The 23,941-nt window shown below is 65.1% G+C and carries 26 protein-coding genes and 1 pseudogene; 10 read left to right on the top strand and 17 right to left on the bottom strand.

Going from position 1 to position 23,941, the window contains the following annotated elements; all coding sequences use genetic code 11:
* Window positions 1-42: 42 nt before the first annotated feature.
* Window positions 43-1,620 (bottom strand): serine/threonine-protein kinase, encoded by a 1,578-nt coding sequence (locus OHA25_RS56575; RefSeq protein ID WP_327585042.1) that lies wholly within the window; start codon window positions 1,618-1,620, stop codon window positions 43-45.
* A gap of 107 nt (window positions 1,621-1,727) precedes the next feature.
* Between OHA25_RS56575 and OHA25_RS56570 the strand changes: the two genes are divergently transcribed.
* Window positions 1,728-2,090, top strand: a complete 363-nt coding sequence (locus tag OHA25_RS56570) for a nucleotide pyrophosphohydrolase (RefSeq protein WP_327585041.1) — start codon at window positions 1,728-1,730, stop codon at window positions 2,088-2,090.
* 21 nt (window positions 2,091-2,111) lie between these two features.
* Here OHA25_RS56570 and OHA25_RS56565 read toward each other — a convergent pair whose 3' ends face one another.
* Complete coding sequence (locus tag OHA25_RS56565) at window positions 2,112-2,264, bottom strand: hypothetical protein (RefSeq protein WP_327585040.1); 153 nt, start codon at window positions 2,262-2,264, stop codon at window positions 2,112-2,114.
* 541 nt (window positions 2,265-2,805) lie between these two features.
* On the opposite strand from OHA25_RS56565, the gene OHA25_RS56560 reads away from it, so the two are divergent.
* A complete protein-coding gene (locus OHA25_RS56560) occupies window positions 2,806-5,955 on the top strand; it encodes a BTAD domain-containing putative transcriptional regulator (RefSeq protein ID WP_327585039.1) in 3,150 nt (1,049 codons plus the stop codon).
* On the opposite strand, the gene OHA25_RS56555 is transcribed toward OHA25_RS56560, so the two are convergent.
* Window positions 5,924-6,370 (bottom strand): SRPBCC family protein, encoded by a 447-nt coding sequence (locus tag OHA25_RS56555; RefSeq protein WP_327585038.1) that lies wholly within the window; start codon window positions 6,368-6,370, stop codon window positions 5,924-5,926. The two genes, OHA25_RS56560 and OHA25_RS56555, sit on opposite strands and share 32 nt — an antisense overlap.
* A gap of 126 nt (window positions 6,371-6,496) precedes the next feature.
* Between OHA25_RS56555 and OHA25_RS56550 the strand changes: the two genes are divergently transcribed.
* The 3 genes from OHA25_RS56550 to OHA25_RS56540 are packed head-to-tail and all read left to right on the top strand — an operon-like array spanning window position 6,497 to window position 9,508.
* Entirely contained in the window at window positions 6,497-7,747 is a 1,251-nt protein-coding gene (locus OHA25_RS56550; protein ID WP_327585037.1) for a metal-dependent hydrolase family protein, read from the top strand.
* An 18-nt stretch (window positions 7,748-7,765) separates the two neighbouring features.
* Window positions 7,766-8,809 (top strand): alpha/beta hydrolase, encoded by a 1,044-nt coding sequence (locus OHA25_RS56545; RefSeq protein ID WP_327585036.1) that lies wholly within the window; start codon window positions 7,766-7,768, stop codon window positions 8,807-8,809.
* A gap of 9 nt (window positions 8,810-8,818) precedes the next feature.
* Window positions 8,819-9,508: a helix-turn-helix domain-containing protein gene (locus OHA25_RS56540; protein ID WP_327585035.1), complete on the top strand. Its 690-nt coding sequence runs from the start codon at window positions 8,819-8,821 to the stop codon at window positions 9,506-9,508.
* Here OHA25_RS56540 and OHA25_RS56535 read toward each other — a convergent pair.
* Window positions 9,492-9,620: pseudogene (locus OHA25_RS56535) on the bottom strand (alpha-ketoglutarate-dependent dioxygenase AlkB); the annotation flags it as partial. The gene OHA25_RS56540 and the pseudogene OHA25_RS56535 overlap by 17 nt on opposite strands.
* Before the next feature lie 31 nt (window positions 9,621-9,651).
* Here OHA25_RS56535 and OHA25_RS56530 point away from each other — a divergent pair.
* On the top strand, window positions 9,652-10,041 hold the full coding sequence (locus OHA25_RS56530) for a hypothetical protein (protein ID WP_327585034.1): 390 nt from the start codon (window positions 9,652-9,654) through the stop codon (window positions 10,039-10,041).
* Window positions 10,042-11,164: 1,123 nt separating this feature from the next.
* Here OHA25_RS56530 and OHA25_RS56525 read toward each other — a convergent pair.
* The 6 genes from OHA25_RS56525 to OHA25_RS56500 all read right to left on the bottom strand — a co-directional run bounded on the left by OHA25_RS56525 (window position 11,165) and on the right by OHA25_RS56500 (window position 14,870).
* Window positions 11,165-12,127: a hypothetical protein gene (locus OHA25_RS56525; RefSeq protein WP_327585033.1), complete on the bottom strand. Its 963-nt coding sequence runs from the start codon at window positions 12,125-12,127 to the stop codon at window positions 11,165-11,167.
* A 485-nt stretch (window positions 12,128-12,612) separates the two neighbouring features.
* Window positions 12,613-12,807 carry a hypothetical protein gene (locus tag OHA25_RS56520; RefSeq protein WP_327585032.1) on the bottom strand — a complete coding sequence of 65 codons (195 nt, stop codon included), beginning with the start codon at window positions 12,805-12,807 and terminating at the stop codon, window positions 12,613-12,615.
* Complete coding sequence (locus OHA25_RS56515) at window positions 12,804-13,205, bottom strand: hypothetical protein (RefSeq protein ID WP_327585031.1); 402 nt, start codon at window positions 13,203-13,205, stop codon at window positions 12,804-12,806. Before OHA25_RS56515 ends, OHA25_RS56520 begins: the two co-directional genes overlap by 4 nt.
* Window positions 13,206-13,268: 63 nt before the next feature.
* The gene (locus OHA25_RS56510) at window positions 13,269-14,123 is read right to left on the bottom strand and encodes a helix-turn-helix domain-containing protein (RefSeq protein WP_327585030.1); all 855 of its coding nucleotides are present in this window, start codon (window positions 14,121-14,123) and stop codon (window positions 13,269-13,271) included.
* 14 nt (window positions 14,124-14,137) lie between these two features.
* Window positions 14,138-14,638: a DUF6879 family protein gene (locus tag OHA25_RS56505; RefSeq protein WP_327585029.1), complete on the bottom strand. Its 501-nt coding sequence runs from the start codon at window positions 14,636-14,638 to the stop codon at window positions 14,138-14,140.
* Window positions 14,631-14,870: a hypothetical protein gene (locus OHA25_RS56500; protein ID WP_327585028.1), complete on the bottom strand. Its 240-nt coding sequence runs from the start codon at window positions 14,868-14,870 to the stop codon at window positions 14,631-14,633. Before OHA25_RS56500 ends, OHA25_RS56505 begins: the two co-directional genes overlap by 8 nt.
* A gap of 458 nt (window positions 14,871-15,328) precedes the next feature.
* Between OHA25_RS56500 and OHA25_RS56495 the strand changes: the two genes are divergently transcribed.
* Window positions 15,329-16,540, top strand: coding sequence for a pentapeptide repeat-containing protein (locus OHA25_RS56495; RefSeq protein WP_327585027.1), 1,212 nt, complete (start codon window positions 15,329-15,331; stop codon window positions 16,538-16,540).
* A gap of 122 nt (window positions 16,541-16,662) precedes the next feature.
* On the opposite strand, the gene OHA25_RS56490 is transcribed toward OHA25_RS56495, so the two are convergent.
* Both OHA25_RS56490 and OHA25_RS56485 read right to left on the bottom strand, forming a co-directional pair.
* Window positions 16,663-17,208 carry a bifunctional DNA primase/polymerase gene (locus OHA25_RS56490; protein ID WP_327585026.1) on the bottom strand — a complete coding sequence of 182 codons (546 nt, stop codon included), beginning with the start codon at window positions 17,206-17,208 and terminating at the stop codon, window positions 16,663-16,665.
* A complete protein-coding gene (locus OHA25_RS56485) occupies window positions 17,205-17,720 on the bottom strand; it encodes a hypothetical protein (RefSeq protein ID WP_327585025.1) in 516 nt (171 codons plus the stop codon). The genes OHA25_RS56490 and OHA25_RS56485 overlap by 4 nt, the downstream gene beginning before the upstream one ends.
* Window positions 17,721-18,398: 678 nt before the next feature.
* Between OHA25_RS56485 and OHA25_RS56480 the strand changes: the two genes are divergently transcribed.
* Entirely contained in the window at window positions 18,399-18,983 is a 585-nt protein-coding gene (locus OHA25_RS56480) for a hypothetical protein (RefSeq protein WP_327585024.1), read from the top strand.
* Between the two features lie 1,024 nt (window positions 18,984-20,007).
* On the top strand, window positions 20,008-20,937 hold the full coding sequence (locus OHA25_RS56475; protein ID WP_327585023.1) for a helix-turn-helix domain-containing protein: 930 nt from the start codon (window positions 20,008-20,010) through the stop codon (window positions 20,935-20,937).
* Window positions 20,938-20,997: 60 nt separating this feature from the next.
* Here the strand turns inward: OHA25_RS56475 and OHA25_RS56470 are convergent, their stop codons facing one another.
* The 5 genes from OHA25_RS56470 to OHA25_RS56455 all read right to left on the bottom strand — a co-directional run bounded on the left by OHA25_RS56470 (window position 20,998) and on the right by OHA25_RS56455 (window position 23,047).
* Window positions 20,998-21,195: a helix-turn-helix domain-containing protein gene (locus OHA25_RS56470; protein ID WP_327585022.1), complete on the bottom strand. Its 198-nt coding sequence runs from the start codon at window positions 21,193-21,195 to the stop codon at window positions 20,998-21,000.
* Window positions 21,196-21,447: 252 nt separating this feature from the next.
* On the bottom strand, window positions 21,448-21,618 hold the full coding sequence (locus tag OHA25_RS56465; RefSeq protein WP_327585021.1) for a hypothetical protein: 171 nt from the start codon (window positions 21,616-21,618) through the stop codon (window positions 21,448-21,450).
* A 35-nt stretch (window positions 21,619-21,653) separates the two neighbouring features.
* The gene (locus OHA25_RS61735) at window positions 21,654-21,848 is read right to left on the bottom strand and encodes a helix-turn-helix domain-containing protein (RefSeq protein ID WP_442942011.1); all 195 of its coding nucleotides are present in this window, start codon (window positions 21,846-21,848) and stop codon (window positions 21,654-21,656) included.
* 503 nt (window positions 21,849-22,351) lie between these two features.
* On the bottom strand, window positions 22,352-22,594 hold the full coding sequence (locus OHA25_RS56460) for a hypothetical protein (protein ID WP_327585020.1): 243 nt from the start codon (window positions 22,592-22,594) through the stop codon (window positions 22,352-22,354).
* Window positions 22,595-22,612: 18 nt separating this feature from the next.
* On the bottom strand, window positions 22,613-23,047 hold the full coding sequence (locus tag OHA25_RS56455) for a hypothetical protein (RefSeq protein WP_327585019.1): 435 nt from the start codon (window positions 23,045-23,047) through the stop codon (window positions 22,613-22,615).
* A 164-nt stretch (window positions 23,048-23,211) separates the two neighbouring features.
* On the opposite strand from OHA25_RS56455, the gene OHA25_RS56450 reads away from it, so the two are divergent.
* Window positions 23,212-23,823: a TIGR03086 family metal-binding protein gene (locus OHA25_RS56450; RefSeq protein ID WP_327585018.1), complete on the top strand. Its 612-nt coding sequence runs from the start codon at window positions 23,212-23,214 to the stop codon at window positions 23,821-23,823.
* Window positions 23,824-23,941 lie beyond the last annotated feature (118 nt).

Here is a 23,941-nt window from a genome sequence, read left to right as displayed (position 1 = left end):
AGCTGCCGTGGAAACGGTTGAGTCATCTCCGTCGGTGGAAGGTCAGTGGAAGAAGGACCTGCGGGGTTCCTGGCCGTTCACCCTGCCGACGCAACGATAGAAGCGGACCCCGTCCTCGAACTGAGCCTGAGACGGTGGCATGACGTCGGACGACCACCGGGCGGTGGCGATGGCCCTTGCCGTGCCGACCCTGCTGGCGAGCAGCACAGCCCGGCTGCAGACGCGCTTCACCGTCGGATGTTTGGCAAGGTCCTGCTGCACATAGGTCTCGGCGTCCTTGGGGATGGGGGCGACCGCGAAGGTCTCCCATGAGTGGGTCTCCTCGCAGCCGAGCCGCCTGGCCTTCGTATCGCCCACGATGATGACCATGCCGCCCCAGCACTCCGACTCCCGTACGCAAGCCGCGCCGGCGCCGCGCACCCTGGCGGCCGGGCAGTTCTCCGTGTAGGTGTCCAGGCCGGTGAAGACGCTGGCCGGCTCTTGCGCGGGCTTCTTGGTCTTTTGCGTGGCCGCCGTGCTGCTGGGCTGGGCCTGTGGGGTCCCGTCCGGCTGCTCGAAGATCTGCGTGTAGATGACTGCTCCGCCGCCTACCACGATGACCAGGGTCAGGGCGGCGGTGATCGCGACCAGGGCCTTGTTGATGCCATGGGGTGTGGGTGGCCGGGTGTCCGGCTGGCTGCCCAGAGGCGGGTTGGTGTGCTGGGGCGCGACCAGCGGCGTCTGCGGGGGTACCGGCCGGTCGACGGACGATGGTACGGAGGGTGTGAACGGCACGGCGGCGTGGGAGCCCGGCGGAGGGGCGGCGTGGCGGCCTGACGACGGGCCCAGCGGGACGGCGGCGAGGGCGTCGCGGAAGGCGGCGGCGCTGGGCGTGCGCTGGCGGGGGTCGCTCGCCAGGGCCTGACGCAGCACGGCGGTCAGTTCGAGTGGTACGCCGGGGATGTCGGGGACCGGGAGGCGGTGCAGGGCCAGGATCATGGCCAGGTTCGGCACACCGCTCTCCGGGAAGCGCGGCGGGCGGCCGGACAGCAGGGCGTAGATGGTGGCCGCCAGGGCGTACACGTCACCGGCCGGGCTCGGCTCGGCCAGTTCGAAAGCTTCGGGCGGCGCGTAGGACGGGGTCAGCGACTCGCGGGTCACGGACGCTTCGGGGCCGGAGGCGGGCATGGTGGCCAGGCCGAAGTCCGACAGGGCCACCTGGCCGTACCGATTGACGAGGATGTTGCCGGGCTTGACGTCGCGGTGCAGGACGCCTTGCGCGTGTGCGGCGGCCAGGGCGTCGGCGATGCGTACGCCGACGTCGCGGGCCTCGGCAGGGCTGAGGCGGCGGCCGGCCAGTGAGCCGCCGGGGCACAGCTCCAGCACCATGTACGGCCGCCCGTCGGGCAGCAGTCCGGCGTCGTAGACGGGGACGACGTGGGGGTGGCCGGACAGGGCACCGGCCGCCGTGACCTCGCGGAGGAAACGGCGCCGGTCGCGCTCGGACAGCAGGACCCGGTTGTCGACCTTGAGCGCGACCTCACGGCCCACGGCCGACTGCAGGGCGAGGTACACGACGCCGAAGCCGCCCTGCCCCAGTACGCCCTTGATTTCGTAGCCAGGCACCGATAATTCCGACACGCGCGGAAGCGTACACGCTGCCACTTCCATCGATCTTGTGTTTGAACCGCCCGAGCCGGGAGTGCCCGGGCGGTCGACGTCGGCGGGTCTGGGTAAGGTCGTGCGTCGTGACGACGGAGTTGGAGCACCTTGCCGTACGGTTGCGCGAGTTCGCCCGGGTCAGGGACTGGGAGCAGTTTCACACACCCAAGAACCTCGTGATGGCGCTGGCGGGTGAGGTGGGGGAGCTGGTGGCGGAGTTCCAGTGGCTCACCGCCGACGAGTCGCGGAGTCCGGATCCCGATGCGCTCGCCAGGATGCGCACCGAACTGGGCGATGTGACGCTTTACCTGATACGGCTGGCCGACGTGCTGGGCGTGGACCTGGTGGAGGCGGCGAAGGCGAAACTCGACGACAACGACCGTCGCTACGATGCCGAGCTCTTCCGGGGGTCGGCCAGGAAAGCACCGCCCTCGGCACGGGATGACTGAGTCCGGCGATGGGCTCAAGGGTCACGCGGCGGTGTCGTGCCGCCGCAGGACCGCGATCGTGGCGACGGCCAGGGCGGCGAAGATGATCGTGCCGACCGCGGCCACCGTGGTGAGTCCGGTGGTGAAGGTGGCGCGGGCCAGCACGGACGAGACGCCGAACGCCGCGCCGATCATGAGAAGCGTCTTCGGCTCCCTGTGTTTACATGAGTAAAACGGACATCGGCGTAGCCTCGTCGCCTGCCGGCCGAAGTCGGGAAGCGATCCGGTGGAAGCCGATGCCGCGTCCGTCCGGCGAGCCGGGCGGACCGTGGCTTGAGAACCGCGTTGTCGGGGCCTGACTTCGCATTCCTGGAGGGAGTGCGGCTCTTGGGCCACCGCCCCGCCGGACACTGTCCCGTTGGTGTGGACACCACTGGGGGCGGGGACCGGGCACCAGTCAGGCGCCCGGCTGTGACTGAAAATTACCGTCCGATTACCTTCAGTCGCAACCGATCGGCCCAGAGAACCCACAGTTCTACGGGTAGCCATAGATTCTCGTCGGCCGATCCTGTCGCCCAGCGTCCCCATGGTCACCAAAGCCGGCCAAAAAGAACGAGTACACGTCCATGATCCACAGTTGCTGCGAGGCGGTGGCGCCGAGCGTTGCCTCCACGGTCCGGTACGGGTCTTCCGATGTTCTTTTCGTGGACTTAAGGCCGCGCATAGGGTGACGAGCATGCGTTTTGGGGTGCTGGGACCGCTGGGTGTGTGGACCGACGCCGGGGAGGTCGTCACGATCCCCGGACTCAAGGTCCGGGCGCTGCTCGTGGACCTTCTCGTCCACGAAGGTCACCCGGTGTCCGTGGACCGGCTGGTCGACGACCTGTGGGGTGAGGAGCCGCCGGGCAACCCGGCGGGCGCGCTGCAGGTACGCGTCTCGCAACTACGCAAGGCGCTCGAGGACGCCGAGCCCGGGGCCAAAAACCTCGTGGTCTCCCGCGCCCCCGGCTACCTGCTGCGCCCCGACCCCGGCGCCCTGGACGCCGAACGCTTCGCGCATCTGCTGACGCAGGCCGAGGCCGCCGACAGCCCGCGGACGAGGGCCAAGCTGCTGGGCGAGGCGCTGGGCCTGTGGCGGGGACCGGCGTACGCCGACTTCGCCGATGAGGAATACACCAGGTCGGCCATCGTCCGGTTGGAGGAGCAGCGGCTGTCGGCGCTGGAGCAGCACGCCGAGGCGCGGCTGGAGCTGGGAGAGCACGGGTTGCTGGTGGGGGAGCTCGGCGACCTGGTGGCCCGCCATCCGCTCAGGGAGCGGCTGCGTGCCGTGCACATGCGGGCGCTGTACCGGGCGGGACGCCAGAGCGAGGCGCTGGCGAGCTACGGCGAGCTGCGCGAGCGGCTGGCCGACGAGCTCGGTCTCGACCCCGGGCCTGACCTGGTCGCGCTCCACCAGGCGATACTCGGGCAGGATCCGTCGCTCAGCGTGCCCGCCGACCGGCCGCTGACGAACCTGCCCGCCGCGCTCAGCAAGCTGATCGGCAGGGACGAGGCCCTGGCCGAGGTGTGCGCGCTGGTCGGGGAGGAGCGGCTGGTGACGCTCACCGGCAGCGGCGGGGTCGGCAAGACCCGGCTCGCGCTGGCGGCGGCGAACCAACTGCTGGACGCCTTCGCGGACGGCGCCTGGCTGGTCGAGCTCGATCAGGGGGTTCAGGCAGGGCTGGAGCAGGCGGCGCGCGCCCCGGCGGAGGCGGTCATGACAGCGCTGGACATCAGGGAAGGAGCCGACGCCGCCGACGTGGCGGGGCAGCTCGTCGGCGCGCTCAGGCAGCGCCGCATGCTGCTCGTCCTCGACAACTGCGAGCACGTGGTCGAGGAGGTCGCCGAGCTGGCCGAGCTGCTCCTTCGGGCCTGCCCCGGGCTCCGGATCCTGGCCACCAGCAGGGAGCCGCTGGCCGTGGACGGTGAGGTGTTGTGGAGCGTGCCGCCGCTCGACGTGCCTGCGAGCGCCGACCTGACGGTCATGGCGCGTTCGGAGGCCGTCCGGCTGTTCGTGACCCGCGCCGCGGCTGCCGCCCGCGGCTTCGCGCTGGACGCGGGCAACGCGCAGGCCGTCGCCCAGCTGTGCCGGCGGCTGGACGGCATCCCGCTGGCGCTGGAGCTGGCCGCGACCCGAGTGCGCGCGCTCGGCGTGCACGGCGTGGTGGCCAGGCTCGACGACAGGTTCCGGCTGCTGGCCTCCGGGCAGCGTGGCGCCCCGGCCCGCCAGCAGACGCTGACCGCGGTGATCGACTGGAGCTGGGACCTGCTGTCCGACGAGGAGCGCCGCGTCCTGCGCCGCCTGGCCGCGCACGCCGAGGGGTGCACGCTGGAGGCGGCCGAGTCCGTCTGCGGGGAGCCGGGGCTCGACGTGCTCGACCTGCTGGCCAGGCTCGTCGACCGCTCCCTCGTGGTCGTGGTGGACACCCCCTCGGGGGTCAGGTACCGCTTGCTGGAGTCGGTGTCGGCGTACAGTCTCGCCCGGTTGTCCGACGCGGGCGAGCTCGACGGGGTACGCCTCGCGCACCTGCGTCACTACCTGGCGCTCGCCGAACAGGCCGAGCCGAAGCTGTACGGGCACGAGCAGCGGGACTGGCTGCTGCGCCTGGACGCCGAGGCGGCCAACATGCGGACCGCGCTCGACACGGCCATCGCCATGAAGGACGCCGACGGTGCGGCGCGGCTGGTGAACGCGCTGACCTGGTACTGGTTCCTGCGCGGCAGGCTGGCCGAGGGCAGACGGTCGCTGGCGGCGGCCCTGTCCGTCGAGGCCGAGCCCTCCGCGCCCAGGGCCAGGGCGGCGGCCTGGCACGCCGGGTTCGCGGTCACGCTCGGCGAGCAGGTCGCGTGGGGGCCCGCGCTGGAGGCCGTCGCGGATCCCGGCGAGCGGGCCAGGGCCGAGATGTTCCTCAGCCTGCACGTCGGGGACATGGCGACGGGGCAGGAGCTGATGCGCCGGGCGCTGACCACGTTCCGGGCGGTCGGCGACCGATGGGGCGTGGCCGTCGCGCTCGCCAGGCAGGCCATGGACGCCTTCACCCAGCGGGACGTCGAGGCGCTGGAACGCCTCGCCGGGGAGAGCGTCCAGTTGTTCACCGAGCTCGGCGACCGCTGGGGCCTGCTGCAGGCCACGGAATGGCAGGCGTCGGTGGCCGAGATGGCCCATGACACCGAGCGGGCCAACCGGCTGTTCGGCGAGGGGCTGCGGATGGCGGAGGACCTCGGCCTGTGGCCCGAGGTCGCCACGCGCACCGCCTGGCTCGGCTGGATCGCGATGCAGAGCGGCGACTACGACCGTGCCATCGAGATCAGCGAGCGGGCCATGAAGCTGGCCGCCGACCAGGGCTACAAGGACGGCGAGACGCAGGCGGAGCTGGGCCTGGCCTACGCCGCGCGCCGGGCGGGGCGGCTGGAGCTGGCCGAGGAACACCTGCACCGCCTGCTGGAAGGGGTGCCACGCGGCCCTGAGGTCGAGCCCGTCATGTTCCTGCCGGACGTGCTCCTCGAGCTGGGCCACCTGGCGGAGCGACGCGGCGATCCGGCCGAGGCGCTGGCGCTGCACGCGGAGGCGCTGGCGGCCTCCCAAAAGATCGGCGACCCCAGGTCTGCCGTATCCGTGGTGGAGGCCGCGGCCTCGGCTTCGGGGGCGACCGAGAAGGCCGCCAGGTTGCTGGGTCTGGCGGCCGCGGCCAGGGAGCATCATCAGACGCCCGCGGGGCCGTGGGAGCTGTCCGAGATCGAGCGGATCTCGGCGCGGGTACGCGACGCGCTCGGCGAGGAGGCGTTCGCGGCCGCGTACGCCGACGGCGCCGCGCTCAAGCTGGAGGACGCTCCGAAGCTGCTGTGAGGTGCTCGGCCAGGCGGTCGAAGAACTCCATCCAGCCCGTCGGCTCGACCTGCACACCGTGCTGGCGGAAGCGCATCTCGGTCTTGCCGCCCACGTCCGCGAGGTCAATCGTCACCACGGACGCGGGCCCGTCGCCCGGATCGTCCGGGTCGCCGGTCGTGAACACCAGCCGCACGGGCTTGCGCACCTCGCGGTAGGTGCCGTCCACCGTCACCTCGAATCCCTCGTCGCCGGCCAACGTGGCCCGCCAGACCCCGCCGGGCCAGGCGTCCAGGGTCAGCCGGCCGACCGGCGTGGCCATCATCCGGGGCCCGAACCATTGGGAGAAGCGCTCCGGCTCGGTCCACGCGGCCCACACCAGGCCGAGCGGCGCGTCGAACACGCGCGTGATGGCGTGGTCGGCGGTCTGGCTCATCGCTGCCGTCCCTCGTAGAACTGAAATGTCGACGCTCCCAAGGTGCCGGGCCGCCCTTACGATCGCCTTCCCACGGCCTTAAGACTGGGGGCCGGGGGCCGGAGCCCGTGTGGCAGGCTGGGGTGCATGCGGATCATTCGCGCCGACAGGGTGCTCACCGGGCGTCCGGGTGAGGTGATCCAGGACGGCGAGGTCGCCGTGGACGGCGCCGAGATCGTCTCCGTGGGACCGCGCGGCAGCGCCGGTGACGCCGGCGAGATCGTCTCCGTGGGACCGCGAGGAAGCGCCGGCGAGGTCCTCGACCTGCCCGGCCACACGGTGCTTCCCGGCCTGATCGACGCGCACGTGCACCTCGGGTTCGACGCCACTGTCGACCCGGTGACGCGGCGCAGCGCCGAGAGCGACCATCACCTGCTGCTGCGCATGGCCGAGAACGCGCGCAAGCTCATCTCGGCGGGCGTCACCACGGCTCGCGACCTCGGCGGGCGCGGCTTCCTCGACCTGGCGTTACGTGACGCGATCGAGGAGGGTCTGGCCGTCGGCCCGCACCTCCTGGCCGCGACCAGGCCGATCACGATCACCGGCGGCCACTGCTGGTACATGGGCGGCGAGGCCGACGACGTGCCCGCCATCCGCCGCGTCGCCAGGGAGAACCTGCGCGCCGGCGCCGACTGCCTGAAGGTGATGGTCTCGGGCGGCCAGATGACACCGGGCGCGCCACCCAGCTGGGTGTGCCAATACAGCACCGAGCACATCCGCGCGATCGTCGAGGAGGCCGCCACGCGCGGCAAGGGCGTGGCCGCCCACGCCCACGCGCACGCCGCGATCCGCAGCGCGGTCGAGGCCGGCGTGGCGACCATCGAGCACTGCTCGTTCTTCACCCCCTCCGGCCACCGCTACGACCCCGAGCTGGCCGACCTGGTCGCGGCCGGCGGCACGTACGTCTGCCCGACCGTGCACGGCGTGGTCTGGCGGCTGCGCGACAAATTCGGCTCCGAGATGCTCGACGCCTGGCTGGACGGGGTCGTGGCCATGCGGGCGGCCGGGGTGCGGCTCATCGCGGGCACCGACTCCGGATTCGCCGCGGCGGGCGTGGCCAACGACACCGATGCGTACGTGGCCGGGCTGGAGGTGTTCGAGCAGGCCGGATTCGGCACCGCGGAGATCGTCGAGATGGCCACCGCGCGGGCCGCCGACGCCTGCGGGGTCGGCGCGGTGACCGGCACCCTGGAGGCCGGCAAGCGAGCCGACCTCATCGCGGTGCGCGGTGACCCGCTCGAGCGCATCGCCGACCTGCGTAACCTCACACTCGTCCTCGTGTCCGGACGCGCCGTCACCCAGACGGGCGTGGACACGGTGACCTCGTCCGTCGGCTGAGCCCTGGAGGGAAATCCCATGCTGCCCTGGTCCGCCGAGCTGGCCGGCCGTCTCGACCACCACGTGATCGACAGCGCCCTGCTGCGTGACAACCCTCTGGGCGACCCGCACGAGCGGCCGCTGCTGGTGTACGTGCCACCGGGCTACGATGACGCGCCCGAGCGCCGCTACCCCTCCGTCTACGTGCTGCTCGGCTACACCGGCCACGTCACGATGTGGCTGAACCGGGCGCCGTTCCGCCGGCCGTACCCGGAACTGGCCGACGCCGTGTTCGCGAACGGCGAGGCGCCGCCGGTGATCGTCGTGTACGTGGACGCGTGGACCGCCCTCGGCGGCAGCCAATACGTGGACTCGCCCGCCACCGGCCGCTACCACTCCTACCTGCGTGACGAGGTCGTCCCGTGGGTGGACACGCACTACCGCACGATCCCCGATCGCGATCATCGCGCGGTCACCGGCAAGTCGAGCGGCGGGTACGGCGCCATGGTGACCGCCATGCTGGCGCCGGACGTGTTCGGCGCCCTCGCCACGCACGCGGGTGACGCGTTGTTCGAGGTCAGCGCGCTGCCGTCGTTCCCCGGGCTGGCGCGCAAGCTCCGGGACATGTACGACGGGTCGTACGTCAAGTTCCTCGCCGACTTCCGCGGCCGGCTGGCCGGCACCAAGGACGGCGACCTGGAGCTGCTGGAGATGTACGCCTATGCGGCCGCGTACTCGGCCGACGAGGACGGGGCCGTGCACCTGCCGTTCGACGACACCGGCGCGATCGTGCCGGACGTCTGGCGGCGCTGGCTGGACCATGATCCCGTCGTGATGGCCCGCGAGCCGAAGTACGCCGAGGCGTTGCGGTCGATGCGGGCCATCTGGGTGGACGCCGGCAACAAGGACGAATACTTCCTGGACTTCGGCGCGGTCGCGTTCCGCCGGGCGCTCGAGGCGGCCGGCGTACCGGACGAGCGGGTCTATTTCGAGCTCTTCGACGCCGGCCACGGCGGCATCGAATACCGCTACCCGCTCGCCCTCGCCTGGCTCGCCCGCCGCCTGACCCCCTCAGCGGGTTAGGCTTCCCCGGTGGACACAGCGGAATTGAAGAAGCAGGTACGCGAGCTACGCGCCCAGGGCCGCTCCCCGAAGGAGATCGCCCGCGCGCTCAAGGTGCCGCCGTCCGTCGTGGCGCCGCTGGTACGAGAGATCGCCGCGGAGATCACGGAAACCGGCGAACGCGAGGTGGTCGGCTGCTGGATCAACGTCGGCTGGAGCGCCGGGCTCGGCATCGACGAGGCACGCGGGTGGGCCGACGAGGCGCCGGAGGCGGGCACGGAAGGCATGGTGAGCGTGCTGGTCGCCCGGCGGCACACCTGGGACAGGGTGACGGTCTGCGGCTACCTGGCCGATGTCTTCTGCCTGGGCGTGAAGAACGCCATCGGCCCCGACGTGATGGACGACCGCGAGCTGCGGCGCTTCCGCGAGTTCTTCTTCGGCGAATACGCCGGCTGGCAGGAGGCGCCGATCGAGCTGGCCAGGCACCTGGTGTACGGGTCGGTGGACTACGCCCGCTCGCTCGGCTTCGAGCCGCACGACGACTTCGCGCCGGCGGCCGACGCGCTGGGCAAGTGGGAGGGCGGCTCGGCGATCACGTTCGGGCGCGACGGCAAACCCTTCTACATGGAGGGGCCGTACGACGATGCCGCCAAGGTGCTGCGCACCCTGCGGCGCAACCTCTCCGACGAGGACTTCGACTATGTCACCGGAGGCCGGTGACGCGCATCGTGATGTTGAGCCGGCCGGAGGCCAGACCGGTGGCGGGGTCGCCGGTCCCCGGATAGACCTTGGGCACGCCGTGGTAGGCCAGGCGCGACGGGCCGCCGAACACGTTCCGGCCGGAGATCGACGCTGGTTGGGGCATGGTCACTGGTCTGCCGGAGCCGTCCGCCGTCAGATCGTTCTTCCCCTCCGAGGCTGAGGGCAAGAAGATCCTTGCCAGAGCTATCCAGATCAGGGACGGGATCATTCCGGCCAGCGAGGACCACCGTCAGCCTCGACTCGACATCCTGTACGACGTCCAGAGGGTCTGGCCTGGCAAGCGTCCTGGAGTCCACTGGCAGACCCTTGCCGCTCTGCTGGCCGATTTCCGGCCGGAGGTGTACGGCGACGTGACGGCCGAGTCCGTGTCCTCCCTGCTCCGTGGCCTCGGTGTCGCCAGTGAGGACGTCAAGGCAGACGGCCGGAACCTCAAGGGCTGCAAGCGCTTGGCCGTCGAAGCGGCGATCGAGAAGCGCGAGCTCACGAGGTAGCGGCAACGTCGGTGTCTCCGACCCCTGATAGAGCTCGAAATCGGAGGCCGGAGAGCCGGTCGCTACCCCGCTACTTCTGTACGTTTCCGCAGGTCCATGGGGGTAGCGCCCACGGTAGCGGCTCCGCTACTTCGATCGAAGTTCCGCTACCTGATCTAGTTATCTCAGCTTGCCAAACGAGACCACGGCCAGTGTGGCGCACCGCCAAAGGCTGGATCGTTATCGGCGGGATACGAGCTCGAACACCAAGAAACACGGGAGTGTCGCGGTGCGCGAGCAAGGGTAACGGCATGGCAAACTTGGGGCAGCGAGTGCCGGGCGCCGCAGGAAGGGCGCGCGGTACGGTCGAGCGCTCACGAGTCATTGCGGGACTCGGGGAAGACCTCTTGCGCTAAAGGACAACGCGAGTAATGGCTCACGCAAAAGGGAGCGCAAGAGGGGCCTGCGGGATGCACAGGACGGGTCCCAGGAGGTCATAGGAATGGCAGGCCGCGACAGGCTCTGCAGTGAGTCGAGAGGAGGACTTCGTGGATGCCAGACGGAACTCACCGAGGTCGCCTCACCGACTCACCGGGATAACCAACCTCGTCGCAAAGCCTGACATTCCTCTCACTCTGTCCATAACGACTCCGGGAGAGGGCAACCGATGCCGCTCGCCAAGATCGATCAGGGCCTGGACTAGGCTCACCCACTATGCCATGGACCACATGGGGAGCTTGGCTCTTGGATGTGGGTCCATGGGGGATGATCGCGTTCATCTTCTACCGATTGATCGCCGTCCTGTGGACACGCCAAATTCTGGCCTCTGCCCGCGATCAAAAACAGAAGGTGAGCGACGCTCGTCTGACATTGTGGGGTGCCTCGATTCAACTGGGTCAAGATCCACAGCAGCAGCCGAATTCAGACGTTCCGGAGCTGGATCCGCCCGAGGCGGAAGACCAGCCCGACCCCCCAGCGGTGGAACATACTCCCCGCCGCAGGCGAAGACGTAGGCATCGGTCAGACGGTAGGAGCAGGAGCCCTTAGACAACGGATCGGGTGCCAGGTGTCCTAACCCGAGCAAGCCCCTTCGCGGTAAGCGGAGGGGCTTGCTCGTATGACTGGCATCACATGCGAGGGACGGCTACCAATTTGAAGACGGGCTGCCCCATTCTACAGGCGGGTCACGACGATCATCGAGTGCAAATTTCAAGGGAATGGTGTAGTCCACTGCAATCGACTGGTCGGTTCCCGCTGGACGGATGGTTGCGTGCATGTAGGCAGGGCCAAGGCCGTCTAAGATGTCAAGGTGCGTAGCGGTGCCGCGACCTTCTATGTGAAAAAAGCCGGGTCCTTCAAGGATTACCTGCCCGTCGCCGTTGTGGACGGTGTGTTTGTATCTTGAGATCCTGTTGATCAAAGAAAGATTGATGTCTAGGTCGATTGTTTCGGATGTTGTATCAATGCGAGCAAAGGCCCTGCTCTGGTGATTCGGCAAGACTACCGTCTGCCCCATTGGCAGTGTCGCATACACGTACAGGGTGAGGTGCAGAGTTCGGCCGTGTACATGTGACTGGCTAAGGCTTCCGTAGCCACTAATCACATCTATCGTGGGTAGCGCGGTTGTGGGCAGCAGGAGGCGAATCAGATCGGCTCGTGTGGCGCTTCTCACCGATGTGCCGTCCCGCCAAGGAACTTCCCTTTCGACAGGTCCGCCACCGGACTTCCCATAGGAAGGATTTCGGACTACAAAGGGGGCCCTGTCGGTCTCAAAGGCCAACGCTATGACTTCTTTTCCCTCGATGTTTACGATGAGGTCGCGAACGGCAGGGGCTTGGCTGTCGAATTCTGACTTGACCTTGGCCCACCATGCAGCCATATCTTGCCCACTGACTCCGGCGACTCCCGACTTCTCGTCAACGCCAATGATCCATAGAGCCGCCTCGCCAGCACTGGCGTTACAGTGTCCAGCGATGCGTCGGGCAGCCTTGTTGGCGTCATCTGGCCATATGCTTTTGAGTTCTACGCGACCATCCTCAACAACGGATCCTCGCTCTACGCGGTCGACGATTCGTCTGACCCATGCTTCGATTTCAATCGCACGCAATTCCTGATTCCTTGATTGTCATCATCTGGAGTCTGAGGGATAGTTGGACAGAAGCTCACGTACTTCAGGAACTTCTCTGTACGTCTCCAGCTTCCTGAGGACGATCAGAGCTCGGTCATGTGCCCGATCACTGGACACGTCGGCCGAGAGCTCTAGTATCCTCCGAGACTGGAACGCTGGGAAGCCTTAAGGCTAGGACGTCTATGACGCTCGTTTGAACTGCCCCTCGTACGGGGTAGCTAGATCATTCCGCCATTCCTCGCGGATACCCTCCGCTCGTTCCCGTGCTTTCTCAGGGGACCGGAATTCTTCGGATGTGTAGGACGCGCCCTTACGGTCTGGTAGGCGGGGATCGAGGCGATAGCGATTGCCGTCAACGTGGATCGAGAACGCCTTGATGCTTCCCATCATCCCGTATTCGGTGCTCGCGGAACGGACGACCCAAACGATTTCGGGAAGGATCACAGACCGCGTACGGTCGGCGCTCATTGAGCCGCCTCCTGATCCGCAAGCTTTTGCGCCAGGTCGTCAAGATCCCACGCGCACATGACATTGACCCCGTCGCGGCCGAGCTGTGCGGGCCTGAGGTGCGTCCTACGCCATGCGGCTACGCCATTCGCCAGGTCCGTGATGATCTCCCATGTGTCGTATTTCGCTTGCAGCTCGTCAACGGTGGTCATGCGGAAACCCCCGCATGTTGCGCTACCAGGTGAGCGACACGTGATGGCAGAAGCGCCGGCACGGCCTCGACAGTGTCGGCCTGCGCCTCGTTGTCAGGTCCCACACGCGCCAGCTCCACCATGTAGCTACCAGAGCGGGCACCTATGGTCACGGTGGCGATCCGCCAACCGGCGTCCGCGTAGATGACAAGTTGTGGCGGATACCAAAGCGTCTCGGCGGATGCGCTGGGCTTCGTCGCACACTCGATCACTAGCCGCTTGATCAATTGAGCGTGGACGCCGACAGCCGTCATGAGGTCGAGAACCCGGTCAAGGGCCGCGTTCTGCGCTTCCGCCTCTCCCTCAGATATCGGCTGGCCTAGCAGGTCTTCGGGGGACGCGGTATGTGTGACCTCCATGCCTCGACGGTAGGAGTGGCCGTTTTCCAAGCTCAATGAGTGTGTACATGTTTGTACGCCAATTCAGCCCAGGGCATCGATGGCAGCCTGTATCAGCGTCCGCGCTTCATCGCCAAATACCACATCTGCGGACAAATCGGTAAAGCACTTCACGTACAGGCCGATCTCCCGGGGCTGGGTGACCGTGACGGCTGCCGACACGAGCTCGACGTACACACGCGCCTCGTCGTAGATCGAGAACGTCTCTGTCGGCCTCTGAAGGCGGGGAGTGCCCAGGGGAATGATGCCGAGTGACAGGTTCGGCTGGTTCATGCCGGTCAGTAGATAGCGGAGCTGTTCGCGCATCACATCGTCATCGCCCTTGAACCGGTGGCGGAGAACTTGCTCCTCGACGAGCATCACGCAACGTCGGCCGGTACCGACCTTCAGATACCGGCGCCGCTTCACCCGCGACTTAACGGCCTCTTCGATGTCGCTCGCTGAGGCGTTATGGAACTGGTCGAAGCGCGTGATGATCGCGCGCATGTAGGCGGGGGTCTGCAAGGGCCAGGGGACGACAGTCGCGCAGTAGAAGCGGAAAAGGCTGGTTTCCTCGTACAGCGACAGCCGAAGCTCTTGCATCCGCTTCTGGCTTCGCTGGACCCGCCGCCATTCCACGTAGGCGTTTTCAGCGTTGCGGCTGGCCGCGATCAGATTCGGGATCTCCTCTGGTACACCGCAGATAGTGCACCACAGGCGAATGTCGGCGTCCGTGGGCGGCGTGCGGGCAATGAGGAGGCGGGAAACTCTGGACTCGTGCCATCCAGCAAGCCGCGCAAAGGCCCGATTGGATAGGCCGGCATCGCGGAGGATCTCGCGCAGTCGATCGGCGATGGCCTTGCGCGCTTGCTGGACGCTAGAAGACGGTGAAGTGGCCACGTGTAGGGACTAGGTCAGGCTGGCCGGTACTGCTCATGGTCGATGGCTCGCTTCCATACGGCCTCGAAGGCCGTAGAACATAGCCCGATCTCTTCTGGATCCTCGCTGAGCTCGTACCCAGTGGGCTCCCCATCGCCGCTCTGGAAGACCCAGCAGACCGTGTGGTCATCGAACTGCCAGAAGTCGCAGCCAGGCATGGCGATGTCCCTTGCCTGACGGCGGGGAAGCCAACGCACCTCTTCGCCCGCCGACAGGTTGGTGAACGGCGTGGCAAGGTTCTCGTACCTGATGAAGTCGCTGACAGGCTCCGAGACCACCCGCGCCCTACGGAACGACACGCCACGCTGCACGTGACCGTGAACGAGATCGTTCCAGGGCTTCCAGAAATCGAACTGGGCGATCTCTTCCAGGGGGACGCCTGTCTGCCAGGCTTTGAAGCCACGAGTCTGGCCGTAGGTGTCGCGCATCTCCAGATGCGTGACGGAGTGCTGAGTCTGTGCGAACAGCTCAGTCAAAGTGCGGATCATTGCCACCGCATGCCTCCCATAGCGCCTTCTTCAGCTCCTTCGGAACCCGGAAAGCCCGCTCGTGAGGCTCGATGTGGCTCACCGCTTGGATTTGGGCGAGCACTTCGGGGTCCTCGACTGGCCAGCCGACGATGACGAGACTGCCGTCCGTGTCGTCCGCATGTACCGATGGGCAGCTTTCCTGCTCGCTGCCGCCCTTGCCGTAGAACCGTAGCGCCATGTCGGCCTCCTGGTCTCCGAGTATGTACGTTCTTGTACGGCAACTGCGACACTGACGGCTTGCCTCGCGCGGGTCAAGCCCCATGATCATTTTGCATGGCCCTATGGTGGGACAGAGCATGACAAAAAGGGCCCCCTTCCCGAAATGGGAAGGGGGTTTCGTGTGGTCATCACACGTCGGTGGGCTGGAGCCTGCCCGAACATGTGGACCAGATAGCTGCGGTCAGCTCATAGAGCCACTCTCTGATGCAGGGGAGTAACGATTGATGGTCGCCAGGCAGATGACTCAGTGTGACTGAACCCTCCAAGGAACCGAAGAAGCCCGGCATACTTGAGCAGATTGACGCTCAAATGGCCGCTCAAAGGGCCGAACCGAAGCCTCCTCCAGAGCGACTAAGGCTAGTACCCATTGGCGTGGCGCTTTTCGCAGCCATCCTGATCACGACCACACTGTTGGCCGTGGTGATCGGCGGAGGTCTCGTGCTTCTGGGTGTGGAGGGCTTCAAGCCAGAGAAGCAGCTCACCTCAACCACGCTGTTCGACCTGTTGAAGATCGCGTTTGCGGTAGTTGCTGGACTCGGGGCGTTGGTTGCCTTGGTGGTGGCTTACCGCAGACAGAAAGTAGCCGAATCCGCGCAGTGGTTGGCGGAACTCGCTGACGACAGAGCAGCCGACGCCGCACGGCGAGAGGCCACGAAACTACACAACGAGCGCTTCGCTTCTGCCGCCGGGCAACTTGGGCACGACTCTGCAGCAGTCAGGCTTGCTGGTGCTCACGCACTCGCAGGTCTGGCAGATGACGCTCCTACCCGAGAACTTCGACAGACGTGCATCGACGTACTGTGCGCGTACCTTCGTATTCCATACAGCCCGCAGCCATCCGACGATGCACCCGAAGCCGAGCGACTGGCCTTCGCTGGGTTGCGGGAGGTTCGGCATACCGTGATTCGGCTGATCTCTGCCCATCTCCGCAAGAATGCCGCTTTCTCTTGGCAAGGACATGACTTCGACCTTACTGGGGTGCTCTTCGACGGTGGAGACTTTGCCGAGATCGTCTTCTCCGATGGTAAGTTCGATTTCACCGGCGCAGTCTTCAACGGTGGCGTCGTCAACTTCTCAGGTGCCGAGTTTTCTGGTGGCCAGGTAATTTTCTATCGCGCCAACTTTTTGGGCGGATCGGTCGGCTTTACCGGGTGCAAATTTTCAGGTGGGACCGTTAGCTTCACGCTTGCAGAATTCTGTGGCGCCAAGCTCTATTTTGGTGACTCAAGATTTTCCGAATCAGAAGTAAGCTTCCGTGGCGCAGTCTTCTCTGAAGGTAGTATAAGTTTCGAGGCTTTGGAGATTTCTGGCGGAGCTATCAATTTTGCTGGAGCAGAGTTCAGCGGGTCCAACATTCATTTCCATGGATCAACGCTTTCTGGTGGCCATGTTGCTTTCAATCATTCGGTGCTTTCGGGAGGAAAAATAGATTTCCATTGGGCCAAGTTCTCTGGCTGTGAGTTTGACTTCAATTTCGCAAAATTTCAAGGAACTGTGGTCGATCTGCGCGATGCACGTGATTACTCAGTGCCGCCGAAAGGGCTACCGAATCCAGCGCCGGAGGGATTGAAGCTGCCGACTCGGACCAATGGTTCCCTCAAAGGCCCTGAGGGCTCTCTTCCTTCCTAGTTGGATTCGTCGATCAGGCCGGGAATTCGGCCTGCTCATCGATCCAGGCGACGCGTGCGGCACGCTCGGCCTTGGCCTCCTGGTAGAGGTTGACGATCTTCTTGATCATGCGGGGATTCCTCTCAGGCAGCGCGGACGAGGCGCTCGCGAACGGTCGTGAGAAGACGGGGGTTGAGAGGAGTTGCCGGCCGGTGCGCCTTGTCGCCGTGCCAAGTGATGAGCTGGCCGTTGTTCCGGTTCCGGCTCGGCGGAGCCTGGATGTATGCGCCGTCGCCGTGGAGATGGACACCAGGGCCGAGGAGATTCGAGCCGGACGGAACGAGGCCGTCCTGAGGGTGCTGGTACAGGAGATAACCGCCTCCACCACCAGTCAGCGCCGTGAGCGTGTCCGGCAGGACGCCAGCCATGTCGAGCTTGTGAGCCGTCACGAGTCCGGCCGGAGCCGTGATCTCGACTGCCGCCAGGCCCGAGGCCGCGCCGGTACGGATGCACAGGAGCGGCTTCGAGACCTCCTTGAACATGGTCCTGATCTCGTCCTCGTCCGTCGTGGCCAGGAAGCTCACGTCCTCCGTGTAGCTCTGGACGAAGACCGGCCAGCCGAGAGCCGCGTATTCTTTGGCGGCCCTGAGGAGCTGGCGCTTCGCCTCCGAGAAGTTGCGCGAGATCACTTGGCACCAGCCCGGTAGTTCTTCGCGTACTCGCGAGCGCACTTGGTGCAGATCCGGAAACCGCGCTTGTCCGTACGGTCATACTTGTGGCCCTTGGCGCAGTGCGTCTTCTTGGCGTTCTGAGCGCCTCGGCCGGAACCCCTGAGGATGTTCTCCCGGTTAGTGACCGGCTCCAGGTGGTTCGGGTTGACGCAGCGAGCGCCGATGCAGTCACCGGACGGGACCTTGAAGTGGTCCAGGACGAGGTTGCCGGGAACGACTCCAACTGCCTGCTCGTACAGCCAGCGGTGAGCTACCCAGAACTTCCCCTCGAAGTAGAACCGACCGTAAGGAAGGCCGCCGTACTTGGGGTCGTTGCTTGCTGCCCGCCATTCCCAGCAGTCGTTTTCCCGGACATTGAACTTGACCACGAAGCGCTTGACGATTGCCGCGGGCAACTCGGTCACCTCAACGAGGTTCTTGACGATCTCGTCGCGGGACGTCTCGGTGGTGACTACGGCAAACTGACTCATTGTCTGGAACTCCAAGAAGTTGGCTTGGAGGAAGGACGAGCGCTTCGGAGGTAGGTCTCCGAGGCGCTCTTTCGTGTTCCAGATGAGATTCAGTTTCGTGTGCCGAGTGAGCTCCGTGTGCGCCCTTCCGTTTTTCTGTTGTACTTCCAGGATAGAACACACCGTAAGACAAACAGTAATTTGAACGCCGAGGAGTTTGGATATCCCTGGTCGGCTCAATGTTCAGGGGTCCTGGAGAATGAGCGGCAGGTTAGTGCCGACACTAAGCTGAGCATGTTAGTGCGGCACACTAAGATGCCGAAGTCGGGAACGTTAGTGCCGACGCTAAGGTTGGCTCGGCCGAGGACCTGGCAATGTAGAGGTGCACCTCGATATTGGATCGACCAGGCTATTTGCCACCTCCGACAAGAAGTCGAAGGACCAGGAGCAGACTGAGGGACATCATGTCCCTGAGCATCTTCGGGACCTCCCGAAAATGATCCTAAGCTGCGCTTTCGTATGGTTGGGTCCTTGAAGAACCTCACGGCCAGCGTCCGAGCGTGAGATTGAACTTAAATCCCACCAGGCCGAGACCAAGTTAATCCGGAGATTGAGATGCTGGCCGAGCTGACCAGGTTAACCGGCAGGTTAATCAGTAGATTGACCAGAGATCCGGCCGGAGACCGAAGACATCACGATATGAGCAAGCCGATCCCAGCGATCTCTACGAGCGAGATGATCGAAGGCATGGAGCAGTGGGCGAAGCTGATCGAGGCCATCGCTGGTCTTGTAGGTGCTGTGGCGTGGCCAGTGGCCGTGGTTCTGGCCGTGTGGCTGATCATGCGCAAGCATCGAGACGCCTTCGATCGCCTGCTCGACCGACTGAAGACGCTGACGTACCCAGGCGGTCAAGTGGACTTCGACGCAGTGACCGAGGAGCAGCAACACCAGGTTGAGGTCCTCTCGGAGCAGATCGCGGACAGCGACACGGACGAAATGCGACGTCGTCAGGCAGCGCACCAGCTCGCAGAAGAGGCCGAGAAATTGGGAGAACTTCGCTACTCAGCCAGACTGCTCAAGGCCCTGAGCGCGGCGCCGTCTAGTGCCATGAAGGACATGCCACTGGGTATCGTTTTTCCGTCACGTCTGGCGGACCCCCTAGCAACGGCACTTTCCCGCGATATTCGGAGAGCTATGGAGCGCGGGGAACTCCACTTCAAGGACAAGGACGCCAGCGACGATGACGGTGACGATCCGCCGCTGATCCTTCCACAGAAGAAGTAATCGGCCGGAGAGCAAGTTAACCAGCAAGTTAAGATGTCCGAGCTAGAGCTAGGTTAACCGGCAGGGTAATCAGTGGATTGACCAGAGGATCCGGCCGGAGGCTGAGGAGCAAGCTACCTAGTCGGGTAAGATGCCCAGATCGGCCGTAGACGCCTGAGAGGGCCTAAGGGCCTCCGAGTACCAGGACGGCCCTGAAAGTGGCTGAGATTCTTGGCCTGGGAGCTTCTAGGCCCATGCTGGCCGGAGACCGGCCGGACATCCCCGCCCTCAATTATGTTGAGGTCGGTCGTGACCTGGAAATCGGCCGGAGGCCAAGCAAGGGACTTCACATCCTGAAGACCCTGATAGCCCGAGACCAAGAATCCGGCCAGAGGCCGATGGAGTGACTGAACTGGTTGAAGGAGCTCAGTATCCGGCCGGAGGCCGAGCAGGGTAGCCGGGAAACCTCAATCTGCCGATTAACGTTACCCGGCCGGTTAAGGTTCGGTGGGCCGGAGGCCTTGTAGGAAGCCGAGCATATTGACCTGGAGGTCATCTTGCTGGCCGAAGGCCGTACAAGTAGCCGGGTATCAAATCTCCCCGATTTTTTCCTACTCCCTACATCCTCCGGCCTCGTCCCTCGGCCTCCGGTGTTTTGTCCTCCTTCGTCGAGCGCGAAGCGCGCGACGTCTTCTAGATCCTTATCTCTATATCTCTTCTCTCTATAGCAGGAACTCTGTGAGCTATCCCAGCGGTGCTGTGTGAGCCGACCCAGCGGCAGTATTTGAGCTATGTGGGGCTGACCTGCGGCTTCTCGTCGTACAAACTTTGGGCCTGCGATAGTAACTATCCTTTGTAGGGATCTCACAAAGATCCCAACTCGCAATCCTTGTTCTCGGACTCAGGGCGATCTCAGGCGTTGTCGCCGTTCATACCTGAAACGGACATCCTGGTAACGTTGATCTAGTCGGAAAATCGGCCATGAAAAAGGCCCGCGAGTGCTGGGAACACTCCGGGCCGGGGAGACGAAGGATTGGCTTCATCTATGAACAGGATAGCAGGTCAGAGCCTCGATTCGTATTTCGGAGAGCTCCCTGAAACGTTCATCTGGTCGGACAAGATTTCGCACAACGGGATTCGCGTTCTGGCTGTTCTCTATGCACGCTGGACGAAGAAGTTCTGGCCGATTCTTACGAACGAGGAGATCGCCGAGCTCTCTGGTCTGAGCGCAGCGACCATCAAGCGGGAAGTCTCGGCGCTGAGGAAGCTCGGCCTGATCAAGGTCATCAGGACCAAGGAAGGCAACCGCTACGAGCTCATCAAGGTCGAGTTCGCTGGCGACACCTACCGTGGTCGCAACGTCGTCAGCCGTGAGGCCCACTCCAAGGTTTTCATCGCCATGACGGCCCGCTCGATTTCGTCCGGCGCTCTCCGGCTCTGGCTCATGCTCGACAGGATCGGCCGGACTCACGAGTGGGTCTTCTCCTCTCAGAGCGCCTTGGCCAAGTACATGGGCGTGAAGGAGCGGCAGATCAGGGCCTACCTGGACGAGCTCAAGGAGGCCAGTCTCCTGGAGTCGCGTCGGCCGGATCCCCTCGGCAAGAACGAGTACAGGCTGATCCGTACGCCGATCATGGTCAAGGCCGCCGAGGAGTACGACGAGAAGGAAGAGCAGCGGAAGTCCACCTTGCGCGTCTACCACACATGGCTGAAGTCCGTTCTCAGCGAGGACATCCAGCCGACGTGGTACGCGGAGAACAAGGAGCTGGCCTGGTCGATCTACGCGGCGATCCACGAGGCCGTCCGGCTCATGGGAGAAGAAGCCACGGCCGAGCTCGTGGACGAGACGCTGAAGACGTACGGCCACGACTATCCGGCCGATTTCATCGTTAAGATCCTGGACGAATGGCTGACCGAGCTCGGCTTCGAGTACGACGAGTCGGAGGACGGCTCCGAAGAGACCGACGCGGCATAAGCCAACAACGACAGAGCCCTCGGCCAGCACGCTCGGGGGCTTGCTCATGTCTATCTGCTGCTACGGCCCGTACTGTCGTTGCTGCTCTACCCATGCCCGTACGTCAGCCGGCCGGGCTCTCAGCTGACGACCGATCATGAAAATCGGCAGGCCGTAGCTCCGACCATCCCGGTAGACCCAACGCTTGCTGATGTTCAGGTAGGCGGCCACCTGCTGAACATTCCAAAGGGGCTTGTCGTCGTATCGAGTCGCACGCATCGGGCCCATCTTGAACCCCGCCTCCTGCTCGCCTGATCTCGGGTCTGGCTATAGACAGGTATAGAGATCTAGCCTTGGCCATGCGGATGTTCTAGCGCGAGGGCGATACTGCGGACTTGCCGCTCCTAGCCATCGTCAACCTCGTGCTCGACGAACTTCACCCCGACGATCCGCCCGATCCTCTCCCATTTCTCTTCGCTCCACTGAGGGGATCGGGCAAGCTCCTCAGCGATCCAAGCATCAAGGTCTTCATCAGTCTCTTTCGGCATCAGTCTCCTCGGTCCGTAGCCGTCCTTCACGCCAAGCCTCCGCCAGCGCCACGGTCAGCACCTGGTTGAACTGGCGCCACCGCTCCTCGTAGGGGATGTAGGGGCCCTTGTATCGGAGGTGCTCGAACTTCGCCAATTCCTCCGGATCTGTCATGGTTCGAATTTCAGGTCTTCGTCGTGCCATAGGTCCTAGCCCCTATCGCGCTGCTGCTCCAGCCACGCCCGTATCTCTGCTGGCCTGTATCTTGACTGGCCTCCGACCTTGAAAAACGGCAGACCATAGCTCGGTCCCTCCCGCCGGACCCATCTCTTGGTCACGTTGAGATAGTCGGCAACCTGCTGTGCGTTCCAGAGCGGCTCATCGTCATGTCGTTTCGCACCCATCAGGCTCCACTATGGACCACAGCTCGCCTCCGCCGACCTACGGATAGGGGTATCTCGGGCTATGTCCGAGATGCGTATGGTGTTTGCATATAGCACAGTCGAGTTAGGACATGGAAGAGGCTGACGCTGTGATCCAGATTTCTTATTTCACAGTTAGGGCCTAACTAACATTCGCTGGCTATCTGCCCATAACGTCGATGTTGTGGCACCGAGAACCTATACGCCTGTGACAACTGAAGAAGAGGCATGGCAGCGATTCTCCGAAATTCTTTCGCGAAGTCGCGTCCGGACTGGTCGAGGTCGAAGACGACATCAACAACGTGGATGCTCTCTTGTTCGGCCTTGGCTCGGGCTGCGATCTCCTGGAGCTCGGGGCTGATGAGCTCCTTCCGGCCACGGGTAGAGGACACGCGGATGTAGATCTTCGCGCGCAATCCTCTGAGACCGTTAGGCGCGGCCAGGACGGCTCTTTGAAGCATGGGGACTCCGGCTCGGGTACTCGACTACTCGGGATAGATCCTATTGATCGAGTAGTCTTTTGTTGTAACCTGCCAGTGCCAGCCCACGCACACCGTCTGCACGGACATGACGCCGCCCCCGGGCAGCACCGTGTGGCGGATCGGCACCGGCCCCTTGGCCCATTCCCGGCAGGCCCGGACCAGGCGTTGCTGCTCCTCCAGCGTGAGCCAGCCGGGCAGGTGCACCGCTCCGGGCGCGATCTCCCTCATCGGCAACGGGATCATCACCACCTCAGCGTACGAGGTTCAGCGCACGGGGATCCAGGCGTGTCCGGAGCCGCGCGTGCGGGTCAGCTCGATCTTCCAGCAGCCGCGTTTCGGGAAGACGAAACCGGTGCCCCACTCCTGGCCGGGCCGCTGCCAGGTCGACCCGTCGTGCTGTTGTGGCCCCCACGCGAGCCTGGCCTGCGTGCCGTCCGGGAGCGTGGCTTTGACCTTCAAAGGCCCTTCGCCGGTCATCCGCCACACGATCTTGATCTCCTCGCCGTGGGGGAGCGGCGGCGGGGCCTTGGCGAACAGCAACCCCCACAACTCGGCGTCCGCGCTCGTCCCCCGCACCTCAGGGAAGCCCTGCCCCAGGAACACCGAGGTCCCGTTGCACCCGGCACCCTGTTCGTCACCGGCGCCACACCCGGCGACCGCCACCCCGGCCAGGAGCGCCGTCACCACCATCCGTCTCATCGAACCTCCTCTCCCGTACGTACTCCGCACGTCCGAAGGAGGTTCCGCCGGAACCGATCGCCGGCAATCGAGGATCGGGCGAGTCGATGGCCGAGGGCCGAAGAAGTCCCAAACGGGCGATGATTTTCCGCCTCCATCGGGGTCTGCACTTTCAAGGAGGCGATATGGACGGGGAGCCGAGACGGGCGCTGGCGGCGGGCGTGGCGCTGCTGGAGCGGGCGATCAACTACACGCTGGGCAGCCTCCGCGTCGTGACCCCGGCCACCCTGTGCCGTGCCACCCCATGCGCAGGCTGGAACCTGGAGGCGCTCCTCGACCACGTGAACGACTCCCTCCGCGCCCTGAACGAGGCCGCCACCGGGCACATCGTCCCGTACGCCAGGAGAGCCGGCCGCCTGCGCCCCGCCGGGGACGGGGGCAACCCGGCTCTCCTCCTCAGAGACGACGCCACCGAGGTCCTCGGCACGTGGGCGGGCACGCTCACCAGCGACCTGATCTCCGTTCACGACCGTCACCTGACGGCCCCGATGGTGGCGGCCGTCGGCGCGATCGAGATCGCCGTGCACGGCTGGGACGTGGCCAGAACCTGCGGCGAGCACCGCCCGATCCCGCCCCTCATGGCGGAGGAGCTGCTCGACCTCGTCCCGCTCTTCGTCACTCAGGCCGACCGTCCGGACCGCTTCGCCGCCCAGGTGCCCGTCCCCGCGTACGCGCCGGCCCAGGACCACCTGCTCGCCTATCTCGGCCGCGACCCGAACTGGCCGCCCCGGACCTAACCAAACCGGTCAGTACGCCTAACCTGGTCCGGCACTTCCCACGCGGACACCGTACGATCATCGTGTGCGTCCCGGCCGGTCGATCGGCGGCGCGGGGCATCGGACCGCCGCGGCCAGG

It is taken from the genome of Nonomuraea sp. NBC_00507 (genome assembly GCF_036013525.1).
Classification (GTDB): domain Bacteria; phylum Actinomycetota; class Actinomycetes; order Streptosporangiales; family Streptosporangiaceae; genus Nonomuraea.
The sequence above is the reverse complement of the archived record's forward strand: the minus strand, read 5'-3'. Positions and strand labels throughout refer to the sequence as shown.